22 protein-coding genes, 1 tRNA gene and 1 riboswitch are annotated in these 18191 nt (G+C 53.8%); of the genes, 11 read left to right on the forward strand and 12 right to left on the reverse strand.

The genetic code is table 11. The features are described from left to right. Positions 1–18 precede the first annotated feature (18 nt). The 4 genes from sS8_RS25550 to sS8_RS25565 form a co-directional block, all read right to left on the reverse strand. Positions 19–108, reverse strand: a tRNA-Ser gene (locus sS8_RS25550). Between the two features lie 56 nt (positions 109–164). Next, positions 165–878 (reverse strand): DNA polymerase III subunit epsilon, encoded by a 714-nt coding sequence (gene dnaQ / locus sS8_RS25555; protein ID WP_119632226.1) that lies wholly within the window; start codon positions 876–878, stop codon positions 165–167. Beyond that, on the reverse strand, positions 859–1347 hold the full coding sequence (gene rnhA / locus sS8_RS25560; RefSeq protein WP_119632227.1) for a ribonuclease HI: 489 nt from the start codon (positions 1345–1347) through the stop codon (positions 859–861). Before rnhA ends, dnaQ begins: the two co-directional genes overlap by 20 nt. 15 nt (positions 1348–1362) lie before the next feature. Continuing rightward, the gene (locus tag sS8_RS25565; RefSeq protein WP_119632228.1) at positions 1363–2094 is read right to left on the reverse strand and encodes a methyltransferase domain-containing protein; all 732 of its coding nucleotides are present in this window, start codon (positions 2092–2094) and stop codon (positions 1363–1365) included. A 58-nt stretch (positions 2095–2152) separates the two neighbouring features. On the opposite strand from sS8_RS25565, the gene sS8_RS25570 reads away from it, so the two are divergent. Then, positions 2153–3865, forward strand: a complete 1713-nt coding sequence (locus sS8_RS25570; protein ID WP_170161263.1) for a transglycosylase SLT domain-containing protein — start codon at positions 2153–2155, stop codon at positions 3863–3865. A 41-nt stretch (positions 3866–3906) separates the two neighbouring features. Here the strand turns inward: sS8_RS25570 and sS8_RS25575 are convergent, their stop codons facing one another. After that, a complete protein-coding gene (locus sS8_RS25575) occupies positions 3907–5283 on the reverse strand; it encodes a phenylacetate--CoA ligase family protein (RefSeq protein WP_119632230.1) in 1377 nt (458 codons plus the stop codon). Positions 5284–5617: 334 nt separating this feature from the next. Between sS8_RS25575 and sS8_RS25580 the strand changes: the two genes are divergently transcribed. Together sS8_RS25580 and rsfS are read left to right on the forward strand one after the other, a co-directional pair. Continuing rightward, positions 5618–6460, forward strand: a complete 843-nt coding sequence (locus sS8_RS25580) for a S1 family peptidase (RefSeq protein ID WP_232020441.1) — start codon at positions 5618–5620, stop codon at positions 6458–6460. Positions 6461–6621: 161 nt separating this feature from the next. Then, positions 6622–6981 carry a ribosome silencing factor gene (rsfS, locus tag sS8_RS25585; protein ID WP_119632231.1) on the forward strand — a complete coding sequence of 120 codons (360 nt, stop codon included), beginning with the start codon at positions 6622–6624 and terminating at the stop codon, positions 6979–6981. A 117-nt stretch (positions 6982–7098) separates the two neighbouring features. On the opposite strand, the gene sS8_RS25590 is transcribed toward rsfS, so the two are convergent. Continuing rightward, entirely contained in the window at positions 7099–7470 is a 372-nt protein-coding gene (locus sS8_RS25590; protein WP_119632232.1) for a (2Fe-2S) ferredoxin domain-containing protein, read from the reverse strand. A 386-nt stretch (positions 7471–7856) separates the two neighbouring features. Next, positions 7857–9695, reverse strand: coding sequence for a reprolysin-like metallopeptidase (locus tag sS8_RS25595; RefSeq protein WP_145986684.1), 1839 nt, complete (start codon positions 9693–9695; stop codon positions 7857–7859). Between the two features lie 88 nt (positions 9696–9783). Continuing rightward, a riboswitch (cyclic di-GMP riboswitch) is annotated at positions 9784–9871 on the reverse strand. 145 nt (positions 9872–10016) lie between these two features. On the opposite strand from sS8_RS25595, the gene sS8_RS27860 reads away from it, so the two are divergent. The 3 genes from sS8_RS27860 (at position 10017) to sS8_RS25605 (ending at position 12474) form a co-directional block, all read left to right on the forward strand. After that, positions 10017–10487 carry a hypothetical protein gene (locus sS8_RS27860; protein WP_145986685.1) on the forward strand — a complete coding sequence of 157 codons (471 nt, stop codon included), beginning with the start codon at positions 10017–10019 and terminating at the stop codon, positions 10485–10487. Positions 10488–10673: 186 nt separating this feature from the next. Beyond that, a complete protein-coding gene (locus sS8_RS25600) occupies positions 10674–10778 on the forward strand; it encodes an entericidin A/B family lipoprotein (RefSeq protein WP_119632234.1) in 105 nt (34 codons plus the stop codon). A 115-nt stretch (positions 10779–10893) separates the two neighbouring features. Continuing rightward, on the forward strand, positions 10894–12474 hold the full coding sequence (locus sS8_RS25605; protein WP_119632235.1) for a peptide chain release factor 3: 1581 nt from the start codon (positions 10894–10896) through the stop codon (positions 12472–12474). A gap of 13 nt (positions 12475–12487) precedes the next feature. On the opposite strand, the gene soxZ is transcribed toward sS8_RS25605, so the two are convergent. After that, a complete protein-coding gene (gene soxZ / locus sS8_RS25610; protein WP_179952386.1) occupies positions 12488–12799 on the reverse strand; it encodes a thiosulfate oxidation carrier complex protein SoxZ in 312 nt (103 codons plus the stop codon). 86 nt (positions 12800–12885) lie between these two features. On the opposite strand from soxZ, the gene soxY reads away from it, so the two are divergent. Further along, positions 12886–13338 (forward strand): thiosulfate oxidation carrier protein SoxY, encoded by a 453-nt coding sequence (gene soxY / locus sS8_RS25615; protein ID WP_119632236.1) that lies wholly within the window; start codon positions 12886–12888, stop codon positions 13336–13338. Positions 13339–13351: 13 nt separating this feature from the next. On the opposite strand, the gene sS8_RS25620 is transcribed toward soxY, so the two are convergent. Genes sS8_RS25620 through nagZ form a run of 3 tightly spaced genes read right to left on the reverse strand, consistent with a single transcriptional unit; the run spans position 13352 to position 15698 of the window. Continuing rightward, positions 13352–14089, reverse strand: coding sequence for an S-methyl-5'-thioinosine phosphorylase (locus sS8_RS25620; RefSeq protein WP_119632237.1), 738 nt, complete (start codon positions 14087–14089; stop codon positions 13352–13354). 14 nt (positions 14090–14103) lie between these two features. Next, the gene (locus sS8_RS25625) at positions 14104–14655 is read right to left on the reverse strand and encodes a hypoxanthine-guanine phosphoribosyltransferase (RefSeq protein ID WP_119632238.1); all 552 of its coding nucleotides are present in this window, start codon (positions 14653–14655) and stop codon (positions 14104–14106) included. After that, entirely contained in the window at positions 14652–15698 is a 1047-nt protein-coding gene (gene nagZ, locus sS8_RS25630; protein WP_232020442.1) for a beta-N-acetylhexosaminidase, read from the reverse strand. The genes sS8_RS25625 and nagZ overlap by 4 nt, the downstream gene beginning before the upstream one ends. Positions 15699–15789: 91 nt before the next feature. On the opposite strand from nagZ, the gene sS8_RS25635 reads away from it, so the two are divergent. Together sS8_RS25635 and sS8_RS25640 are read left to right on the forward strand one after the other, a co-directional pair. Further along, entirely contained in the window at positions 15790–16167 is a 378-nt protein-coding gene (locus sS8_RS25635; RefSeq protein WP_119632240.1) for a flagellar basal body-associated FliL family protein, read from the forward strand. Between the two features lie 12 nt (positions 16168–16179). Continuing rightward, on the forward strand, positions 16180–16524 hold the full coding sequence (locus sS8_RS25640) for a phenylpyruvate tautomerase MIF-related protein (RefSeq protein ID WP_119632241.1): 345 nt from the start codon (positions 16180–16182) through the stop codon (positions 16522–16524). Between the two features lie 19 nt (positions 16525–16543). On the opposite strand, the gene sS8_RS25645 is transcribed toward sS8_RS25640, so the two are convergent. Continuing rightward, positions 16544–16855 (reverse strand): DUF1244 domain-containing protein, encoded by a 312-nt coding sequence (locus tag sS8_RS25645; protein WP_119632242.1) that lies wholly within the window; start codon positions 16853–16855, stop codon positions 16544–16546. Positions 16856–17249: 394 nt separating this feature from the next. Between sS8_RS25645 and sS8_RS25650 the strand changes: the two genes are divergently transcribed. Together sS8_RS25650 and sS8_RS25655 are read left to right on the forward strand one after the other, a co-directional pair. After that, on the forward strand, positions 17250–17615 hold the full coding sequence (locus tag sS8_RS25650) for a hypothetical protein (RefSeq protein ID WP_119632243.1): 366 nt from the start codon (positions 17250–17252) through the stop codon (positions 17613–17615). 30 nt (positions 17616–17645) lie between these two features. Further along, a complete protein-coding gene (locus sS8_RS25655; protein ID WP_119632244.1) occupies positions 17646–18191 on the forward strand; it encodes a septation protein A in 546 nt (181 codons plus the stop codon).

An 18191-nucleotide genomic window follows, 5' to 3' on the forward strand; every position in this document is an offset into this window, starting at 1 on the left:
CACACTACCTGAAAAACATGGCGGAGAGGGAGGGATTCGAACCCCCGGACGGGATCAACCGTCAACGGTTTTCAAGACCGCCGCTTTAAACCGCTCAGCCACCTCTCCTTGATTCGTCAATCTTGTCATATAAGGATAACGTATATACTCTTTCTATTCTATCTTTACGCTTTCCAGAGGCATTTTCCGTTGCTTGCCTTATCAATGATATCGAGTCGGGCGAGATGCTCCTGAAGCTCAGCTTCGCTGCAACGAATAATTTTTAGCGGTGCCCTATCTGCTGCAATGGTCGGTTTTGGCGTTAGTTGCAAATCGTCCACGGCCTTATCCGTCGACTCCGGCTCCAATACCAGCAAAGTCTGGCCACCGGTCATCACAAGATAGACTTCGGCTAGAATCTCCGCATCGAGCAGTGCTCCGTGCAGTTCTCGATGTCGATTATCGACGTTATACCGTTTGCACAATGCGTCCAGGTTATTGCGTTGTCCGGGATGTTTCTTTCTGGCGAGAGCCAAGGTGTCCAGAACGGTGCAATAGTCCGCCACGCTGGCCAAGCTAGTGGGTAGCAATTGCAATTCATGGTTGAGAAACCCGATATCGAACGGGGCATTGTGAATGATTAGCTCCGCGCCTTTGATATACGCCAGCAGGTCCTCGGCGATATCGGCAAATCGCGGCTTATCAGCCAGAAACTCGGCACTTAATCCATGCACCTCGACCGCGCCGGGGTCAATCTCCCGCTCGGGGTTCAGATAGACGTGAAAGCGGTTGCCGGTTAGTCGACGACCGATGACTTCCACGCAACCGATTTCGATAATGCGATGCCCTTCCGTCGGGTCGAGTCCGGTTGTTTCGGTATCAAGTACGACTTGTCGCATGATTTGTCTTGGTGTTTTTTTGCGCTGGTGGTTTCAAAAGTTCGTCTATCCCGCGGTTCGCCAGTGCGTCGGCACGTTCGTTCTCGATATGGCCGTTGTGTCCCTTGACCCATTTCCATTCGATGTCATGCTCCTGCTGTGCGGCGACGAGTCGCTGCCACAGATCGACATTCTTGACCGGCTTCCGCGTTGCGGTTTTCCAGCCGCGTCGGATCCAATCCGGCAACCACTCGGACATGCCCTTGAGCACATATATGGAATCCGTAGTAATGCACACCTTGCTCGGCCGTTTCAAAGCTTCCAGGCCTTTTATCGCGGCTAGAAGTTCCATGCGATTATTCGTGGTGTTCGGCTCCGACCCGTAGAGCTCCAGCTCCTTATCTTTATAGCGCAGCACTACGCCCCATCCGCCGGGGCCCGGATTGCCTCGGCAGGCGCCGTCTGTATAGATGTTAACTCTGTTGCTCACTGTTCGCTGTCTTGTTCATTCTGAAGTTTCAAACATGTGACCGGGCACTAGGCCGGGGGTACTGATCCACTTTGGCTGTATCGGTATTAATGTATAGGTCCGCTTGATTGCCTTAATGCCGAAGGCGAAAGATAGATTGGCGCGTGATTTGCTGAAAACGGAATCGGGTTTTTGTATCACTTTGGATGAGGCGATGCTGAATGCGGCGCTGAATTCGGCGTCGAATTTGAGAAGACTCAACCATTCCAATAACCGATAACTACTGATGAAGTTCGGGCGCCAGAACGATGAGCGTCGCGGAAGATACTGAATGATCCCGCGCACGCTCCACGGGTTTAAGCTCAAGATGAAAAGCCGGCCATTAGGCTTTAGCACGCGTTCGACTTCATGTAGGATTTGGTGTCTGTTGAACTCGAAATCGATGACGTGCGGCAAGATTAAGATGTCTATGGTCTCGGAGGCAACGGGCAGCGCCTCGGGGTTTGCTCTGATGATGTGTCTGACATATGGCCCGGGGCTTTGCTCTCTGCCGACAAGAAAGAAATTTTGGATAAAAGGCTCATGGATATATAAATTTTCGCACCCTAGTTGATCAACTTGTAAAATTTTTTGGTTATAAGTAGGATTAAGCGAACCCTGGAGGAAGGACGCCTCGATGGTTTGCAGTATTTGCCCTAGGGTTGTGGCGTGATACCACTCCAGAAATGCCTGGCGAAGGTGGGGCAATGGCGCTTGTTTGGTTTTCATTGACTAAACTACAGGCATGCCGCTATAACTCACCCGAATGAACTCTGAGGTAGATACGATGAGACGGCCGAAACGCGATGTAAAGTTGCTATGTTATGCATCTGTTTTTGCCTTATCCCTAAGCGCTTGTACACACCAGGCCGGGAAGCCCAAGTCGGACAACAGTTTAACCGACAATTCTCAATCCGCGTCAACGTCAAGCGGTAAAAAGCCCCGCGTCTTTCATATCTCCAAGAACACAAGCCGCTGGTTTAGGAAAAAGGACAAGACCTCTGACGGAGCGGTACGCGCTGGCACTAAGGGGTTCGCCGAATACGACAGCTTGTGGGATCGATTATTTGATGCATACAATTTGCCTCCTGTCGAGCATGAGGAAATCGATCGCGAACTTGAATGGTTCGTAAGTCACCCGGGCTACGTGGATCGTGTACAAAGACGGGCCGAACCTTTCCTCTATTCTATCGTCAAGCAGTTCGAAAAGAACGATGTCCCCGGCGAGCTGGCGCTATTGCCTGTGATCGAGAGCGCTTTTCAGCCCGAGGCAGTGTCTCCGGCTAAAGCCGCTGGCCTTTGGCAGTTCATTCCTTCCACCGGCCGTCGTTACGGCTTGATTCAGAACCGTTCGTATGATGGCCGGCGTGACGTTTATGCCTCTACTCGGGCAGCGATCAAATACCTGAAGAAGCTTCATTCCGATTTCAACGGTGACTGGCTGCTTGCAATCGCCGCTTACAATTGCGGCGAGGGCGCGGTTGCAAGGGCCATCAAGAAGAATGAGGCCAGGAACAAGCCCACGGATTTCTGGTCTCTGGACCTGCCGGGAGAAACACGCACCTATGTTCCGCGCCTGTTGGCCGTCGCGAAGTTGTTCGCGGGAGCCGACCAGTACGGCATAGACCTGCATTACATTCCCAACGAAGCGTTGTTCAAGCCCGTCAAGATAGACACTCAGCTGGATTTGGCGCTGGCGGCCAGCGCGGCGGATATCCCTTTGGATAAACTATTTGAATTAAATCCGGGTTTTAAGCGCCAATACGCTAATATCGAAGGAAGTTACAGGCTGTTCATACCCGCCGATAAAAAAATCAGTGAATTTAAGCAAGAGTTGGAGCGATTGGCCCAACTGAGCCATCCGTTGGAGACCGATCGTCCATCGATTGCCGATGAGCTGATCGCCGCGCAGGATTCGAGGGGGGGAAGCGTTGCGGTTGCGTCGAAGTCAGTGAAGGCTCGCGTTCGTTATTCGGGTCAGGAGCTCGGATCCCAGAAGCGAGCAAAAGCGAAGTTAACGGCAAAGAAATCGCGTGATCGGAGGCGCAAAGCCGTTGCGTCAGGTACGACTGTCCAGAAAGTCGGTAGCAAGAGCAATGTTGCAACAGTTGCCCTGAATGCCAAGTCCACGGAAGCGCCGAGTAAGCGGTCGAACTATTCCGTTCAGCCAGGCGATACGCTTTGGTCTATTGCCAAGAAACATTCCGTCGGCGTTGAGCAGCTAGCCAAGTGGAACGGTCTGTCGGCCAAGAGTGGAATCAAGGCAGGCCAGAATTTGGTGCTTTGGAACAAGGATGCGGGGAAGAAGCTGGCGATAGCCAGTTCCGGAATCAAACCTTCCCAGTCGATCCACTATACCATCCGACAAGGCGACACGCTGTTTTCAATTTCGAAGCGCTTCAAAGTCAGCGTGGCTGATCTACGCAAATGGAATGGCTCTAAAATCGAAAAGTATATACAGCCGGGCACAAGCATCATGGTCCAAGTCGGCAAGGATTAGGACCGTTATCCGGTCCTTGGCGGGCGATTTCAGCGCAAAAGTCAAGACCGGATCTCCAGTCTTCCCGGCAATGGTACATGACTGGTGACATAACGGTATTTTCCTGAAGCTTCAGGCGGTATTTTATCCACCAGATCGACCTCGATAGCTACGTCCTCACCCATCCTGTTCCGTAGCTGTCGAATTATTTCGTCCTTTGCGCTTTCCAGCCAAACTGGGCTTGGAACGACCAGAACATTCAAGCGGTTTGTCGTGGGCTGAACGATCTTGAATTCCTCAACCCCATCGATTGCCCGGAGCACATAGATGACAGCCAAGGCATGCATGATCGTTCCGTCGGGACGAACGATGAAATCGGTGGTACGGCCCATGATCTCCGCTACAACATTTAGGCCGCGACCCAAGCGGCATAATTCGTCGGTTTGCCGTGCCATATCGCCAGTGCGGTACCGAATAAACGGTTGAGCATCCGAATGTAGGTTTGTGATGACGACTTCTCCGATTTTGCCCGGAGACACGGGCCTCCCTGTTTCATCCAAAATCTCGACAATCAAGGTTTCGCTGTTCACCAGCATTTGGCCTTGGGGAGATTCGAGTGCCACCAATCCGCCATCACGACATCCGTATTCGTTCGATACGGGTTTATCAAAGACTTCCTCGATCAACGCTCTTTGCTCGGGAAATAACGGTTCTCCCGTCGTGCAGACGACTTTGAGGCGAGGGAGCTTCGGGACTCGGTTCCGTTTCTTCGCAAACGATGCCAAGAGGCTCAGGCTACTCGCGTAACCATAGATGCAGGCAGGGTTGAAAGATTGGATATTGTTGAGGTAATCGCTCAACCTGCTCTCCGACATTTCGAACGCATTTAGTAGCAATTGGTTAAACAGTCGATCCCGTATCCTTTTAACGAAATCCGTTCTATTGAGTTCTACTGGTGCTCCCCACAAAAAGACTTCAGGGTCGCCGACCTCGACGTTCCACCATCGGCGTGCGCGCATCCGGGTTGCGGCGTCGGCAGCCTGTCGTTTTCTGCCGAAATAAAAGATCAGCGGCTGGCCACTCGATCCTCCGGTATTATATTGGTATGCGCCTCCAGGAACGCTTCTCCAGACGATACGGTCTCTGTTGGCCGATGCGTCCGCCTTATCCATTGTCGGCAATCGGCGAAGGTCGTCGAAATTGAGTTCTCGTCGTGCGGTTACATCGAGACCTGACGCCCGAATCCGTTCCTCGTGCCAAGGGCTATGGTCGTAAGCCAACTGGAGCAATGAATGCAATTTTTTCATCTGCAAGCGCTCAAGTGCTTCACGTGATAGCCACTGTGTCTTTTCCAGCTCATTCAGGTAGGCAAATGTGGGGCGATTTACAAGCTGTTCATGAATAGGGTAGAAAAAACGTTTGACCAGATTCGGATACATGATAGATAAGTAGTGGACAGGAAAATGATTTGCGTGACTTGCAGGCGAGTTTCTAGTAACGCCTAATTACCCGGTGTGCAGTAATTACTGAGCGTAAAGAAAGTAAAGTCGTATTCGAATTGCCCTCACCCCAACCCTCTCCCAGAGGGAGAGGGAGTTCTTGTGGCTTTACTTTCTTGACGATTAGTATGTTCACTCATCAAGATTGTCGCCTGTTCCGCTAAAGTGAGGTTTTGTACGGAAACTTCCCTTGTAAACCAGGCTGGAATGAAAGGCAAGCCCGCCTGCGACAGTAAAGTACCCGTTGCCGGAATATCCTGAATTGATGCAAAACATGAACCGATGGCTTTATCGGATAATTGCCGATATCGGCCAATTCGTTGTTACGGTTAGAATGCGCTTGACGAGACTTTGCCTGATCGGGATCGGAGTAATCGGCTCGATCTCGGGTTTTAGTGCACGAACTCAAGCCGGCCAACTGCCCGACATTATCGAAAAGATCAAGCCGGCTATAGTCGGTATCGGGACCTATCAAAGAACGCGGACTCCGCCCGCGGTGTTCCGGGGAACCGGTTTCGTCATCGGCGATGGCTTGCACGTTTTGACAAACGCACATGTTCTTCCGGTGGCGATCGACAAATCCAAATACGAGGTCTTGGCGGTCTTCAGTCGTGACGGCAAAAAGCAGACCGTGCGGCAGGCAGTAGAAATTGCAAAGGATGAATCCCATGACGTCGCCTTGCTGAGAATTGGAGGATCGCCCCTGCCGTCGGTAAGATTAGGAGACTCGGCCAAAGTCAGGGAGGGCGAGCAATACGCCTTCACCGGCTATCCGATCGGTATGGTACTGGGTCTGAACCCGGTGACGCATCGCGGAATCGTTTCCGCCATAAGTCCGATTGCGATCCCGGCTCATACGGCGCAGCGGCTGAACTCGAAAATTATCCGTCGGCTATCGGAGCCTTATGACGTCTTTCAGCTCGATGCGACGGCGTATCCGGGAAATAGCGGCAGTCCGCTGTACGACATCTTGAGCGGCGAGGTTGTCGGCATAATCAACAAGGTCTTTGTTCAGGAGACGAAAGAGAACCTTTTGGAACGGCCGAGTGGAATTAGCTATGCCATTCCCATTAAGTACGCCGTGAGCTTGCTGACGGAAAACGGCGTAAAACGCTGAGTTGCCCGAGAACCGCAGCCTACAGCGCGTGGAAACCCGGTGTCGGGCGATTGGACGGCGTTTAAGATTATGGCCCGCTCCCGAGGGAGCGTTTTGTGGTGTTTTCGGGTCCTAGGAAATGATGACAGTTCACTTGGGAGAGAATCCTTTTGCATAGAGACATGACTACAGATCAATTGCTGCAGATTGTATTGCTGGCTTTGGATGACGGTAAGGGTAAAGATATCAAAGTGATCGATGTCCGGAAAAAAACCGGCATTGCGGATTTCATGGTAATTGCGAGTGGCACTTCGGAACGACATGTGAGGTCGCTCGCCGATCACGTGATCGAAGAAGCGAAAAATAACGAAGTGCAACCGTTGGGCGTAGAAGGGCAGGGAGGCGGCGAATGGGTTCTGGTGGACTTGGGGGATGTCATCGTCCATGTAATGAAGCCCCAGACGCGAGAGTTTTATCAGTTAGAGAAGTTTTGGCAAGCTGATTATTCGCCGCTTTATGCCGTGGCCGGTGCAGCACGCTAAGCGGGCCTGAAACGTCGCGGGCGGTCCGAGACCAAGCAAGGGGCTCGGCGGAGAGCGCCACTTCGCCGGTTCTTTTGGCCTTACCATGATGCTGAGCGAGGAGCTCAGCATCGATTCTCAGGCTTGTGTTGTCGCAAACGCAAAGTCGGCTATTGGCTTCCCACCGATGAGATGCTCTTGAATGATTCGCTCCAGAACCTCTGGCGTACAGGAGTGGTACCAAACACCTTCGGGATAGACAACGGCAATCGGGCCATGACGGCAAACCCTTAGGCAATTGGCCTTGGTGCGCTGGATTCCCCCCGCTCCGGTGAGCTTTAGCTCGTCCAGCCGGCGTTTTAGAAACTCCCAGGATTCGAGTCCGGCTTCTTTGCTGCAGCATTTTGGCTTTGTCTGGTCGCAGCACAGAAAAATGTGTTTCTTGGTGGCGGAGATCTCCAGGGTACGAGCGATCGCCCGTAAGCTTCTGTCGGCATCGTTTTCAGTCATTTGCGTTTCAACCCCTTGATGTGCGGAAAGTAATTACGACGTTTACCGAGTCATCGCACGCATCCGCCATTCGCAGTTGTACTTTCGGTAGTGCGTCGGGAGTTTTGTGCGTGTGGCCTCTAAAGAGTTTATGGCCTTAAGGAAGCTCTGACGAGATGGATATAGCGGACAGCCCGGTCGGCAGCTATCCGCATCGATCAGAATTACCTGGCACCGCTATGGTCCCATCTGCCCTATTCGGTCCTCGCGAGCGTCGTTTTGACGCTAAATTGAAAGGCAAGAAACGCCGGTCGTCGACCGACGTTCTTGTTTCAGGCTTTTGGGAAGCTCTATACCGGGGTAATACGGCTAATCAATCCATATTTGAAAGCCGGCAGCGACGATGCTCATTTGTAGACCTGGATCGAGGTCTGTCCCGAATTACCGGCCGCATCGCTGCCGACCAGCGAGATCGTGTGCGCACCCGGCTTGATGGGGCGGGTGTTCCATGTATAGGCGATTGATGTGCTGCTTGTTGAAGCCACGACCGCGCCGTCGATGACCAGCTTCAAGCTTTGTAATTTAACGTTATCGCTGCCGTTGCCGCTGATCTTCACCTTGCCGGCGACGGTGCTACCGTTGCCGGGACTCACGATTTTGAGCGATGGGGGTGTTGTGTCTGCGCTACTTGCGGTTGTCGTCGCCGAAGCCGTATTGGAGAAGGCAGAGTTGCCGATGCTGTTGTAGGCATAGACACGATAGGAATAGGTTGCCCCGGCGCTGAGCCCCGTATTGGTAAAGTGGGTCACGTTGCCACCGAGGGACGCAATTTCGCTCCAGTTCACGCCGTCCTGGGAGCGCTGAACTTTGAAGCCAATTTCATCGCCGGAATTGTCCGCCCAGGACAAGGCGATGCTGCTGGACGAATCAGAAGCCGCCGTCATGCTTGCAGGCGCGGTCGGAACCGAGGCCATGGCGGCGATCGACGTCCGGAAGCTCGCGACCGTCGCACTGGTACCGTTCATGGAACGGGCGGTATCTTGAGAATTGGCTATTCCGATCGGCTGGCCGTTGTAATAAATATTAGGATTGGAGAAATACGGGATCCGCGGTGAGCTGCAGCCGTAGGACATGATATCGTGGAACACTCCGCAGATTCGGTAGCCGTACGAGTAGGGGTACACGCCGGCGTAAGATGAATTGGCGGGATCGTGCATATTGCCCTGATTGTGGCCCAATTCATGGGCCAGGGTGTTACTACCGAGGCAGTTGTACTTGGAGTCGTCATGTACCACCGCGAAGGCATAGGGGGCGAACCATGAACCCAGGCTGGTCATGACATAGGCGATGCCGCAATAGTTGGCGTCGGCGGTTACGAGCGCAACCTGGTCGGCTCCGTACTGGTTGCGCCAGGAATGTACGATATCCATCTTGCCGTCGTTGGTACCGGTAATGTGCGATAGGCTGGTCGACATATTACCGGTCTCGGTGTAGTTGACCTCGGCCATTTTTACCAAGTTCAACTGCATGTCCACCTGGCTGTTAAGGTAGGCTTGATTGGCCTTGGTAACAGCGTTAATGATCTTGGCTTCAATGCCCGCTTGGCCTCCCGCGTTGGTGCGCGCTTTCGGCGTGTAAACCACCATGAGATCGATGACTTGGCCGGTGCTGGCTGCCGCCGTGGGGGTGTCGGTCGAAGCTATGGCAGCGGTGGCCAAGTCACCCTCGGGACTAACGTCCGGAGCGAGAGGTTCCGAGTGCGGCGCGGTTTTGCCGGGGTCTATTTGTCGAACGGCATGTGTCTGATTGCCCGTGTAGACGATTTCGAATATTCTGCCGTCTTCCAGCGTCACGGTTCCCATCATGGCCCGTCCTCGGACGGCGAGGATAACCTCACTGCTTCCTTCTTGTCCTTCGATATGACCGACCCAGGAGAAGCGGTCGTTGATGGTCTCGATCCGGTCGAGTATTGCAGTCACCGTGGTGTCGTCGAACAGATCGAGCGTGAGTGTGTCGGCGTTTATCGCATTGAAATCGATGGCTACGCCTCGGCTACGCGCTTTGATGGCTTTGAGCGGCATTTTGGCGTGTGCCGGTAGGGTCACCGTATCGCTGAATAAGCGCTGTGGCGGTGCAGCGTGGACGCCATCAATCGTTATTGTCGCGGCTGTAAACACGCCTGCAAGTGCGAGAATGTTTTTTCGGCGTTTGACGATAAACTTGGAGCGCGGAGTTGTGTTGCTCACGTAGTGATCCCCTAGTAGTCGAGTTGACGGTGTTGGCCACGGGGAACTCGCGCGACGACAGGCAAACCAAAGCAATAGTTTGGCTTGAGCTGGCAATCCCGCTGTCATAGGAGACTATCTCCCGTAGACCGGTAACTTTGCGCCACCATCTTTCAATGGTTTTGCCTTTATCAGATCAAGCTGCAATTGGTCTGCGGCCCGATTTCTGAGCAGAAATAAGAATGGTCTAAATTTGGAAAATTTGTGTGAGCCAGGCGGCAGAAAAATGTTTTCGGCTGTTTCACATTGGTATTGAATCGTTGTTCTTATTCGATGGCCTAGATGCCGGTACGCAATTCGTTCGCCGATTGCTTATGGCCTCTAAATGAAGATATTTGCTGGCGCCCCCTTTTTTACGCAGGCAAAAGCGAGCCGAAATTTCTTTTCGGCCTTTGGCGCATAGCTGCAATGCCTGAGTGGCAGATCATCCAGCGTAATCTGCGCATTTTTGGAATGTGCATGTGGTGTGCCAACCGGCGTCGGCGCGCCGGGCAGGCTTTTGGAATTCTTGAAGATCCTGTCCCTCGAGATGGGGCGAGTCGGCAGAACGCCGCTTCAAATACAATTTCCGGCCCCAAATTGTCCCCGTTCGGCAACGCAGCCTTTGGAACCTTCTGGTCGTCCGGATCAGTGGAATATGAAGAAATACGCGCTCCGATGCCTGTTTTCCGGCTGCCCGAGTCGGCGACATCGGCCCGGCATCCGGGAAAGATCGCAATATGGCCGCTACTGTTGCAATCCGGATGGTTTTGAACGGTCGCTGATGCGCGACACTCTTGTAGAAGAGAGGAGTCGTTTTGCGCGGGAGAGGGAAGGCGTTTGCCTCATGAAACGGTAAGGTGTTGAAATGAGCCGCAGCTAACCCCTATAGTGAACGGACGAATTTTGTTGTGGGGGATATTTGTGAGGAATTTCGCTTCTAGCATCCTGGTGTGGCTAATGATCGCGGTGCTGGCCGGCTGCAATACCGTCTCGGGCTTCGGTAAGGATGTCCAGAAGCTCGGCAGGAAAATGGAAGAGGCTGCCGACCGGCGCAACCGATAGCGTGCTGACCGATTCTGGGCGGATGAGACGAGGCGGAGATCGTTTTCGGAAACCTGTTCGGCTGCCGTAACTTGCGGCAAGCAGGGTATAATTCTCAATTTCGTTGTAACTTTCGATGTCTGAATTTCTTACGGAATTACGCCGCCGCCGTACTTTCGCCATTATTTCCCACCCTGACGCCGGCAAGACGACTTTGACCGAAAAGCTCCTCCTATTCGGTGGCGCGATCCAGTTGGCCGGTTCGGTCAAAGGACGCAAGGCGGCTCGCCATGCCACCTCGGACTGGATGGAAATGGAAAAGCAGAGAGGAATCTCGGTCACGACTTCGGTCATGCAGTTCGAGCATAAAGACACGATTTTCAATCTGCTGGATACGCCCGGACACGAGGATTTTTCGGAGGATACCTACCGCACGCTTACGGCCGTGGATTCTGCCCTGATGGTGATTGATAGCGCCAAGGGTGTAGAGGAGCGAACCATCAAGCTGATGGAGGTTTGTCGGCTCCGCGATACCCCGATCCTGACTTTCATCAACAAGCTCGACCGCGAAGGGCGCGAGCCCATCGAATTGTTGGATGAAATCGAGCGCATTTTAAGCATTCAATGCGCGCCCATGACTTGGCCGATTGGTATGGGTAAGCGCTTCAAGGGCGTTTATCAGTTGTATGCAGACGCGATTCAGCTGTTCAACCCCTCTCATGGAGATCGTGTTGTCGAAGGAGAGGTGATCCAGGGCTTGGACAATCCTCGATTGGACGAGATTCTGGGGGATCAGGCGGACGAATTGCGGATGGAGATCGAGTTGGTGCGCGGTGCCAGTCACGAGTTCGACAAAAAGACCTACTTGGCCGGAAAGCAAACCCCAGTGTTTTTCGGCTCGGCGATCAACAATTTCGGTGTATTGGAGTTATTGGACGCATTTGCGGATAATGCGCCCCCGCCTCAATCGCGGCAGGCCCGCGAACGGGTCGTGGAGCCGGATGAAGAAAAGTTCACCGGTTTTGTTTTCAAAATCCAGGCGAATATGGACCCCGCGCACCGCGACCGTATCGCTTTCTTGCGGATATGCTCGGGGAAATATGTGAAAGGCATGCGTATGCATCATGTTCGCATCGGCAAGGCGGTGCAGATCGCCAATGCCATCACGTTCCAGGCGGATACCCGAACCAATATCGAAGAGGCGTATCCGGGCGACATCATCGGACTGCATAATCACGGCACGATCCAGGTAGGCGATACCTTCAGCCAGGGGGAGACGCTCAAATACGAGGGAGTGCCTTATTTCGCGCCGGAGCTGTTTCGCCGGGTGGTTTTGAAAGATCCGCTTCGTGCCAAGGCCTTGCAAAAGGGTTTGCAGCAATTGACCGAGGAAGGCGCGACCCAACTCTTCCGTCCGCTCAAGAACAATGATCTCATCCTGGGGGCTGTCGGCGTGCTGCAATTCGACGTAACGGCCTTCCGATTGAAATCGGAGTACAACGTCGAATGCGTCTACGATAACGTGCCGGTTACCACGGCACGCTGGGTCGGATGCGACGACCCGAAGAAGCTGGAAGAGTTCAAGCGCAAGGCCTTCGACAATCTGGCCGAAGACGGCAGCGGCTATCTGGTTTACCTGGCGAGCAGTCGAGTCAATCTGCAGCTTACCCAGGAACGCTGGCCGGATATCCGTTTCAGCGCGACCCGTGAATTATGAAGATAGCGAAGAGCTAAGCGATCGTGGTTTCGGCGCTATCGGTGTTTCCGAGGTTATCCGTCCAGGTGACGCGGATGCTGTCGGCCGTCTGCCCGCCGCGAAATCTGAGCGAGATGTAGGGGTTTCGGGATACGCCCGTGCTGAGTTCGCAGCTTGCGACCAAGCGCTGGTTGTGCTCTATTCTGACTTCTCGAATAAAGTGAGCCGGAATGGTTTTTCCCGTCAGATCGTCCCTGCGCCGTCCGGTTTCCATCGGGTGGGTGATGAGCATGCGGACGATCGTCAGGCCGTCTTTCTGCTTGGTGCGTATCTTGATACTGGACATCGAGTTTCTTCACTACCTCTCATTGCGTTCGAAGCCGAAGTCTCAAAAAAGTCGTCCGATTATTTGGAGTCAAGCGTAGATAGGAAATGGCGCTATCCAGACGCAATTTCATTCGAATGCTCGCAGCATTGGCGGCGTTAGTGTCGCCTCCATTGCCGGCATTTGGAGCGGCGAAATCAAGGGCGTCCAAACGATCGGACAATGATTTCAGCCGACTGCTTGCGGAAACACTCGCGGGAGCATCGTGGACTGAAACCGATCGGATTACGCTCGAGGTACCGTACTTGGCTGAAAATGGGGCGATTGTACCGCTTTCGGTCGAGAGCAGTCTGCCGAACACCTCGCGCATTCTCATTTTCGTAGAGAAAAACCCAACGCCCTTGGTAGCTCAATTCCGTTTTCAGCCGGGCGCCGACGGATTCGCGTCATTGCGCTTGAAGATGAACGAAACGAGTCCAATATTGATCATCGCGGAGTCTGAGGGACGCTTCTTCGGAACCCAAAAACTGGTGAAGGTAATGATCGGCGGCTGCGGTTGACCCGGCCGGCGTCTCATGCCTGGACGAAATGCCTCAAAACCGCCGTCAAATCGGCCATCCCTGCCGCCAGGTTCGCTTCGATTTCTGTCATCGTAATCTCGGCCGCTGTTTTTCCCGCAGCCCAATTGGCAATCACGGCGCAGCAGGCGTAATCGATACCGATTTCCCGTGCCAGGGCGGCTTCAGGCATACCGGTCATTCCGACGAGATCGCAGCCGTCGCGCTCCATGCGGCTGATTTCCGCCGCCGTTTCCAGGCGCGGTCCCTGCGTGCAGCCGTAGACGCCGTCATCGACGACGCTGATGCCGGCGACGTGAGCGGCCGTCAGGACCTTTTTCCGCAGCCGGGCGCTGTAGGGATGGGTGAAATCGACGTGGGTCACCAGTTCGAGATCGGTCTCGAAGAACGTGTGCGGACGTCCATAGGTGTAATCGATAATCTGGTGTGGAACGGCGATCTTTCCGGGCACCATGTCGGCGCGGATTCCACCTACCGCGGCTACGGCCAGGATGCTGCCTACCCCCGCTTCTTTTAGTGCCCAAATATTCGCACGGAAGTTGATCTTGTGCGGCGGAATGGCGTGCGGGTTGCCATGGCGCGCCAGAAACACCAGGTCCTGTTGGTGAAACTGCCCGAAAACCAGTTCCGAGGAAGGATCTCCGTACGGCGTGGCGACGCGTTCACGTCGGACGATGGTGAGATCCGGAAGCCGCGTGAGGCCGGTCCCGCCGATGATAGCTATTAGGGTCATGACAGCTCTCTTTATCAGTACACGTGCTTGCAGGCAAAGATGCCCGGCCAGTTGCGAAGAAAGCTTTTATAGTCCATGCCGAAACCGAACAGATAGCGGTTCTCGGCTTCCACTCCGATGAAATCGGCGCGGCATGGTTTCTCCTTGTTCAGTTTCTTGTCCACGACAACAGCGGTGTACACGGCTTCGGCACCTTCTTCCAGACAGTACTTTCGAATCTCGGCGAGAGTAATGCCTTCATCGAGGACATCGTCGATGATGAGAACTGTGCGCCCACGGAGGGGAATGGTCGGTTTTAGCAACCAGCGAATCTCGCTGCCGCTGGTTTCTCCCTGGTAGCGTCCGGCCTTGATGGAGTCCATTTCCAAGGGGAAACGAAGGCGCAAGGCTAGCATTGCGGTGGGAATGATGCCGCCGTTGAGAACTGAAATCAGCAAAGGGGTTTTATCGCCGACCAGCATAGTGATTTCGGCCGCCATGCGGTCAAGAGTTGCTTCGATTTCGCTTTCGCGAAAAAGACAGTCGGCTTCGGCGAGCACGCGTTCGATTTCTTCGGATTTGTTCATGCGAGTCCCTGTTGTTCGTTGATGGACGCAATCAATTCTGCCGCGTGCCGCCAATCCTCGCTGGCCATCAATGTTTGACGATCCGTGGGATAGCGGCCCCGCATGCGCTGCAGGCGGGAATCGCGTTTCGCGTCGGAATGGTTCGCCAAGGATTCCAGGACTTCTTCGGCGGCGTCCGGCATATTGCAGACGAGGATCATATCGCAGCCGGCTTCCAGTGCTAATCTTGCCCGGTCGACAGGGTTTCCGGCAAAGGCGGCACCTGCCATGGACAAGTCGTCGCTGAATACGGTTCCTTCGAATCCGAGCCTGCGGCGGAGTACTTCCTGAATCCAGAACGGCGAGAATCCGGCCGGGCGTTCATCGATTTCCGCGTAAACCACATGGGCCGGCATGATGCCTTCCGGTCCGAATTCGATGAAAGTCCGGAAGGGCAGTAAGTCGCGGCTTTCGATTTCGTCAAAGGGACGCCTATCGACCGGAAGCTCATGGTGGGAATCCGCGGCTACCCCTCCATGACCAGGAAAGTGCTTACCCACGGCTGCCATGCCGGCTCGTCTCATGCCTTTTGCAAAGGCTAGCGCAAGCTTCGCGGCTTCGAAAGGATCGCGGGAAAATGCGCGATCACCGATGATCTCGCTGATACCGGAATCGACATCCAATACCGGAGCGAAACTGAAATCGATATCGATTGCTCGAAGTTCGGCCGCCATGAGCCAGCCGGCGGTTTCGGCCGCTGCTTCGGAGAAATTGGGTTGCCCGTCGCCGGCTTCGCCATAACGCGAAGCCGGCGGTAATCTCGTAAATCCTTCGCGGAAGCGTTGCACGCGCCCCCCCTCGTGATCCACTGCGATCAGGATTTGCGGGCGCAAGGCGCGAATTTCGCGGACGAGTTCCATGAGCTGTTCGGGCGATTGATAGTTCCGGCTGAATAAAATCAGTCCGCCCGCTGCCGGGTGGGTTAATTTGTCCCTTTCGTCGGGGCTTACCGACAGGCCCTGCAAATCGAGCATTACAGGCCCCAGAAGTTCGGAAGGTCTCATGGGCTTCGGCTGGAAATCCTGAAGGTTCACGATTTTAAACTATAATCGGCAGACGCAGCGAAACGCTAATCGATAGCGCCCGGAGAATCTAGTGGGAAAGTCGAAAATTTTGACTTGGCTTCTTATTTTGTCGAGTCCCTTCGGTTATGCCATGAGCGGCGGAGGCGAATATTTACCTTTGGAATCGGTGCTGGTGAATCTCGATGGAAGACGCCATTATCTTAGAGCCGACATCCAATTGTTTGTCGAGAGCAAGGCGCATGCGGAAAGGATCAGGATGCACATGCCGCCTGTTCGCCATGCTTTGATCATGCTTTTCTCGAACCGCAATTCCGAACAGCTTTCCGTTGCCGATGAGCGCGAGAAACTTCGCCAAGCGGCTCTGGCGGACATCACCAAAACACTGCAAAAATATGGCGCAGCCGATGGGCTAAAGGATTTGTTTTTTACCGATTTTCTTATCCAATAGAGGAGTCGTTCTATGCCGTACCTGACGATACAGAGCAATCGGGCCGTCACGCCAGACCAGCGCGAACCGCTGCTGACCGCGGTATCGCGCCTATTGGTCAAAGAGCTCGGCAAACCCGAGTCCTATGTCATGGTGAGTTTGAGCAGCGATGTTCCTATGCTGTTCGCCGGCACCGGCGAGCCTGCGGCCTACGTGGAGCTTAAGAGCATAGGGCTCCCCGCCGGCCAGCTCAAGTCGCTATCCCGAGAAATCTGCAATTTGCTGGAGCAGCAACTCGGGGTGCTTCCGGCACGCGTCTATATCGAATTTACCGATATCAAAGGAAGTCATTGGGGCTGGAACGGCGGAACGTTCTAAACCTCTTAGGCCATGGTCGCTAGTGTCCGCCGGCTTCGTTGCGGCGCTGGATTTCTTCCATGGCCTTCAGTTGCTCCGGTGTGGCCTCTTTTTGATACTTGGCTTTCCATTCCGCGTAAGGCATACCGTAGATGATGTCTTGTGCTGCGGGATAATCCAGGTCGATACCGTGTTCCTTCGCCTCGGCGCTATACCATTTGGCCAGACAGTTACGGCAAAAACCCGCCAAAATCATCAGATCGATGTTTTGTACGTCGGAATGCTCGCGGAGATGCTGTAACAACCGCCGGAAGGTGGCGGCTTCAAGTTCGATCTTGGTTTGGTCGTTCATCGCTTTAAGTATTCAAGTTTGTCAAAAATTTGGACAGAGAAATCCCGGAATCGCTTCCGTTCGGAATTATCAATTTCAATGTTTGGGCACGCCGCCGCGCTCCCCAGGAAGGCTACAGCCGCGTGCGAACCTTTAATGTTGGGACTTGCGCGGAAACGTTTTCAGTTCTCTCGCCATTCAGGGGGAGGGTGAGAGGAATCAAAAATAAGGAATTTTTTCTTTTTGGCCCCTCATCCCGACCTTCTTCCGGAGGGATAACGGGCAAAATGCATAAGCCCCGAATGTGTTAAGCTTTCCCTATATAGGTCCTCCAGTTATTGTCGTATATAAGGTTCTGTGAAATAGTATGCATCATAAGGGAATGAACCGATAACGCGGCAGGCGCCGTTCGATTATGGATATCCAAAATTCCGCTTACGTCATCGCTGAACGAGTACGGCAAAGCGGACTTGTGTCTGTCTGCGGGGTTGCTTCGCCTCGTCCGTGGGTAACGGCGGGTGCGGAAGCTTCCGGTGTTTCCTTCGATGGACGTGGCGCAGGCGAGTTCGCGGCTTCGGATGAATTGAAAGCCGTTCTGGAGCGCCTCGATAGGTCGGTCCAACTCAAGGAAGGCGAGTTGCAGCGACCCCCGCAAGAGCTGGCGAGTCTGAGCTCGAGAACCGTGCATGCGCTGAATGCCTATCTCACATATTTCGATCTGCCGCAGTCTGAGGCGAAAAGCGCTCTGAGCAAAATGTTGGACCTGGATGTCTACGCCTGATTGAATCCCTTCTTTATTCATATCCGAACTATGAAATTGCTGTTCGATTTTTTTCCGATTCTTCTTTTTTTCATCGTCTTCAAATTTTTCGACATCTACGCGGCGACGCTTGCCGCTATCGTGGGTACCGTCGTGCAAGTCGGTGTGACTTGGATCAGGACGCGCAAGGTTGAGCCCATGCATCTGGTCTCGCTGGCAATCATCGTTATTTTCGGCGGCGCAACCTTGTTCCTGAAGGATGAGCTTTTCATCAAATGGAAGCCGACCGTCCTCAACTGGCTGTTCGGCGTAGCCTTTCTGGCCAGCCAGCTATTCGGCAAACGAACCCTGATCGAACGTATGCTGGGTAATCAGATCGTCCTGCCGGCTTGGGTTTGGCGTAGACTGAATTTCAGCTGGGCCGCTTTCTTCTTTGTTCTGGGTGGCGTCAATCTGTTTGTTATATACAATTTCAGTACCGAGGCTTGGGTCAACTTTAAGCTTTTCGGTCTGTTGGGACTAACGTTCTTGTTCGTCGTTGCCCAGTCCGCCTATCTGTCCCGTTTCTTACCCGAACCTAAACCTGAGGAGGAGTAG

This window comes from Methylocaldum marinum (genome assembly GCF_003584645.1).
Lineage (GTDB): Bacteria > Pseudomonadota > Gammaproteobacteria > Methylococcales > Methylococcaceae > Methylocaldum > Methylocaldum marinum.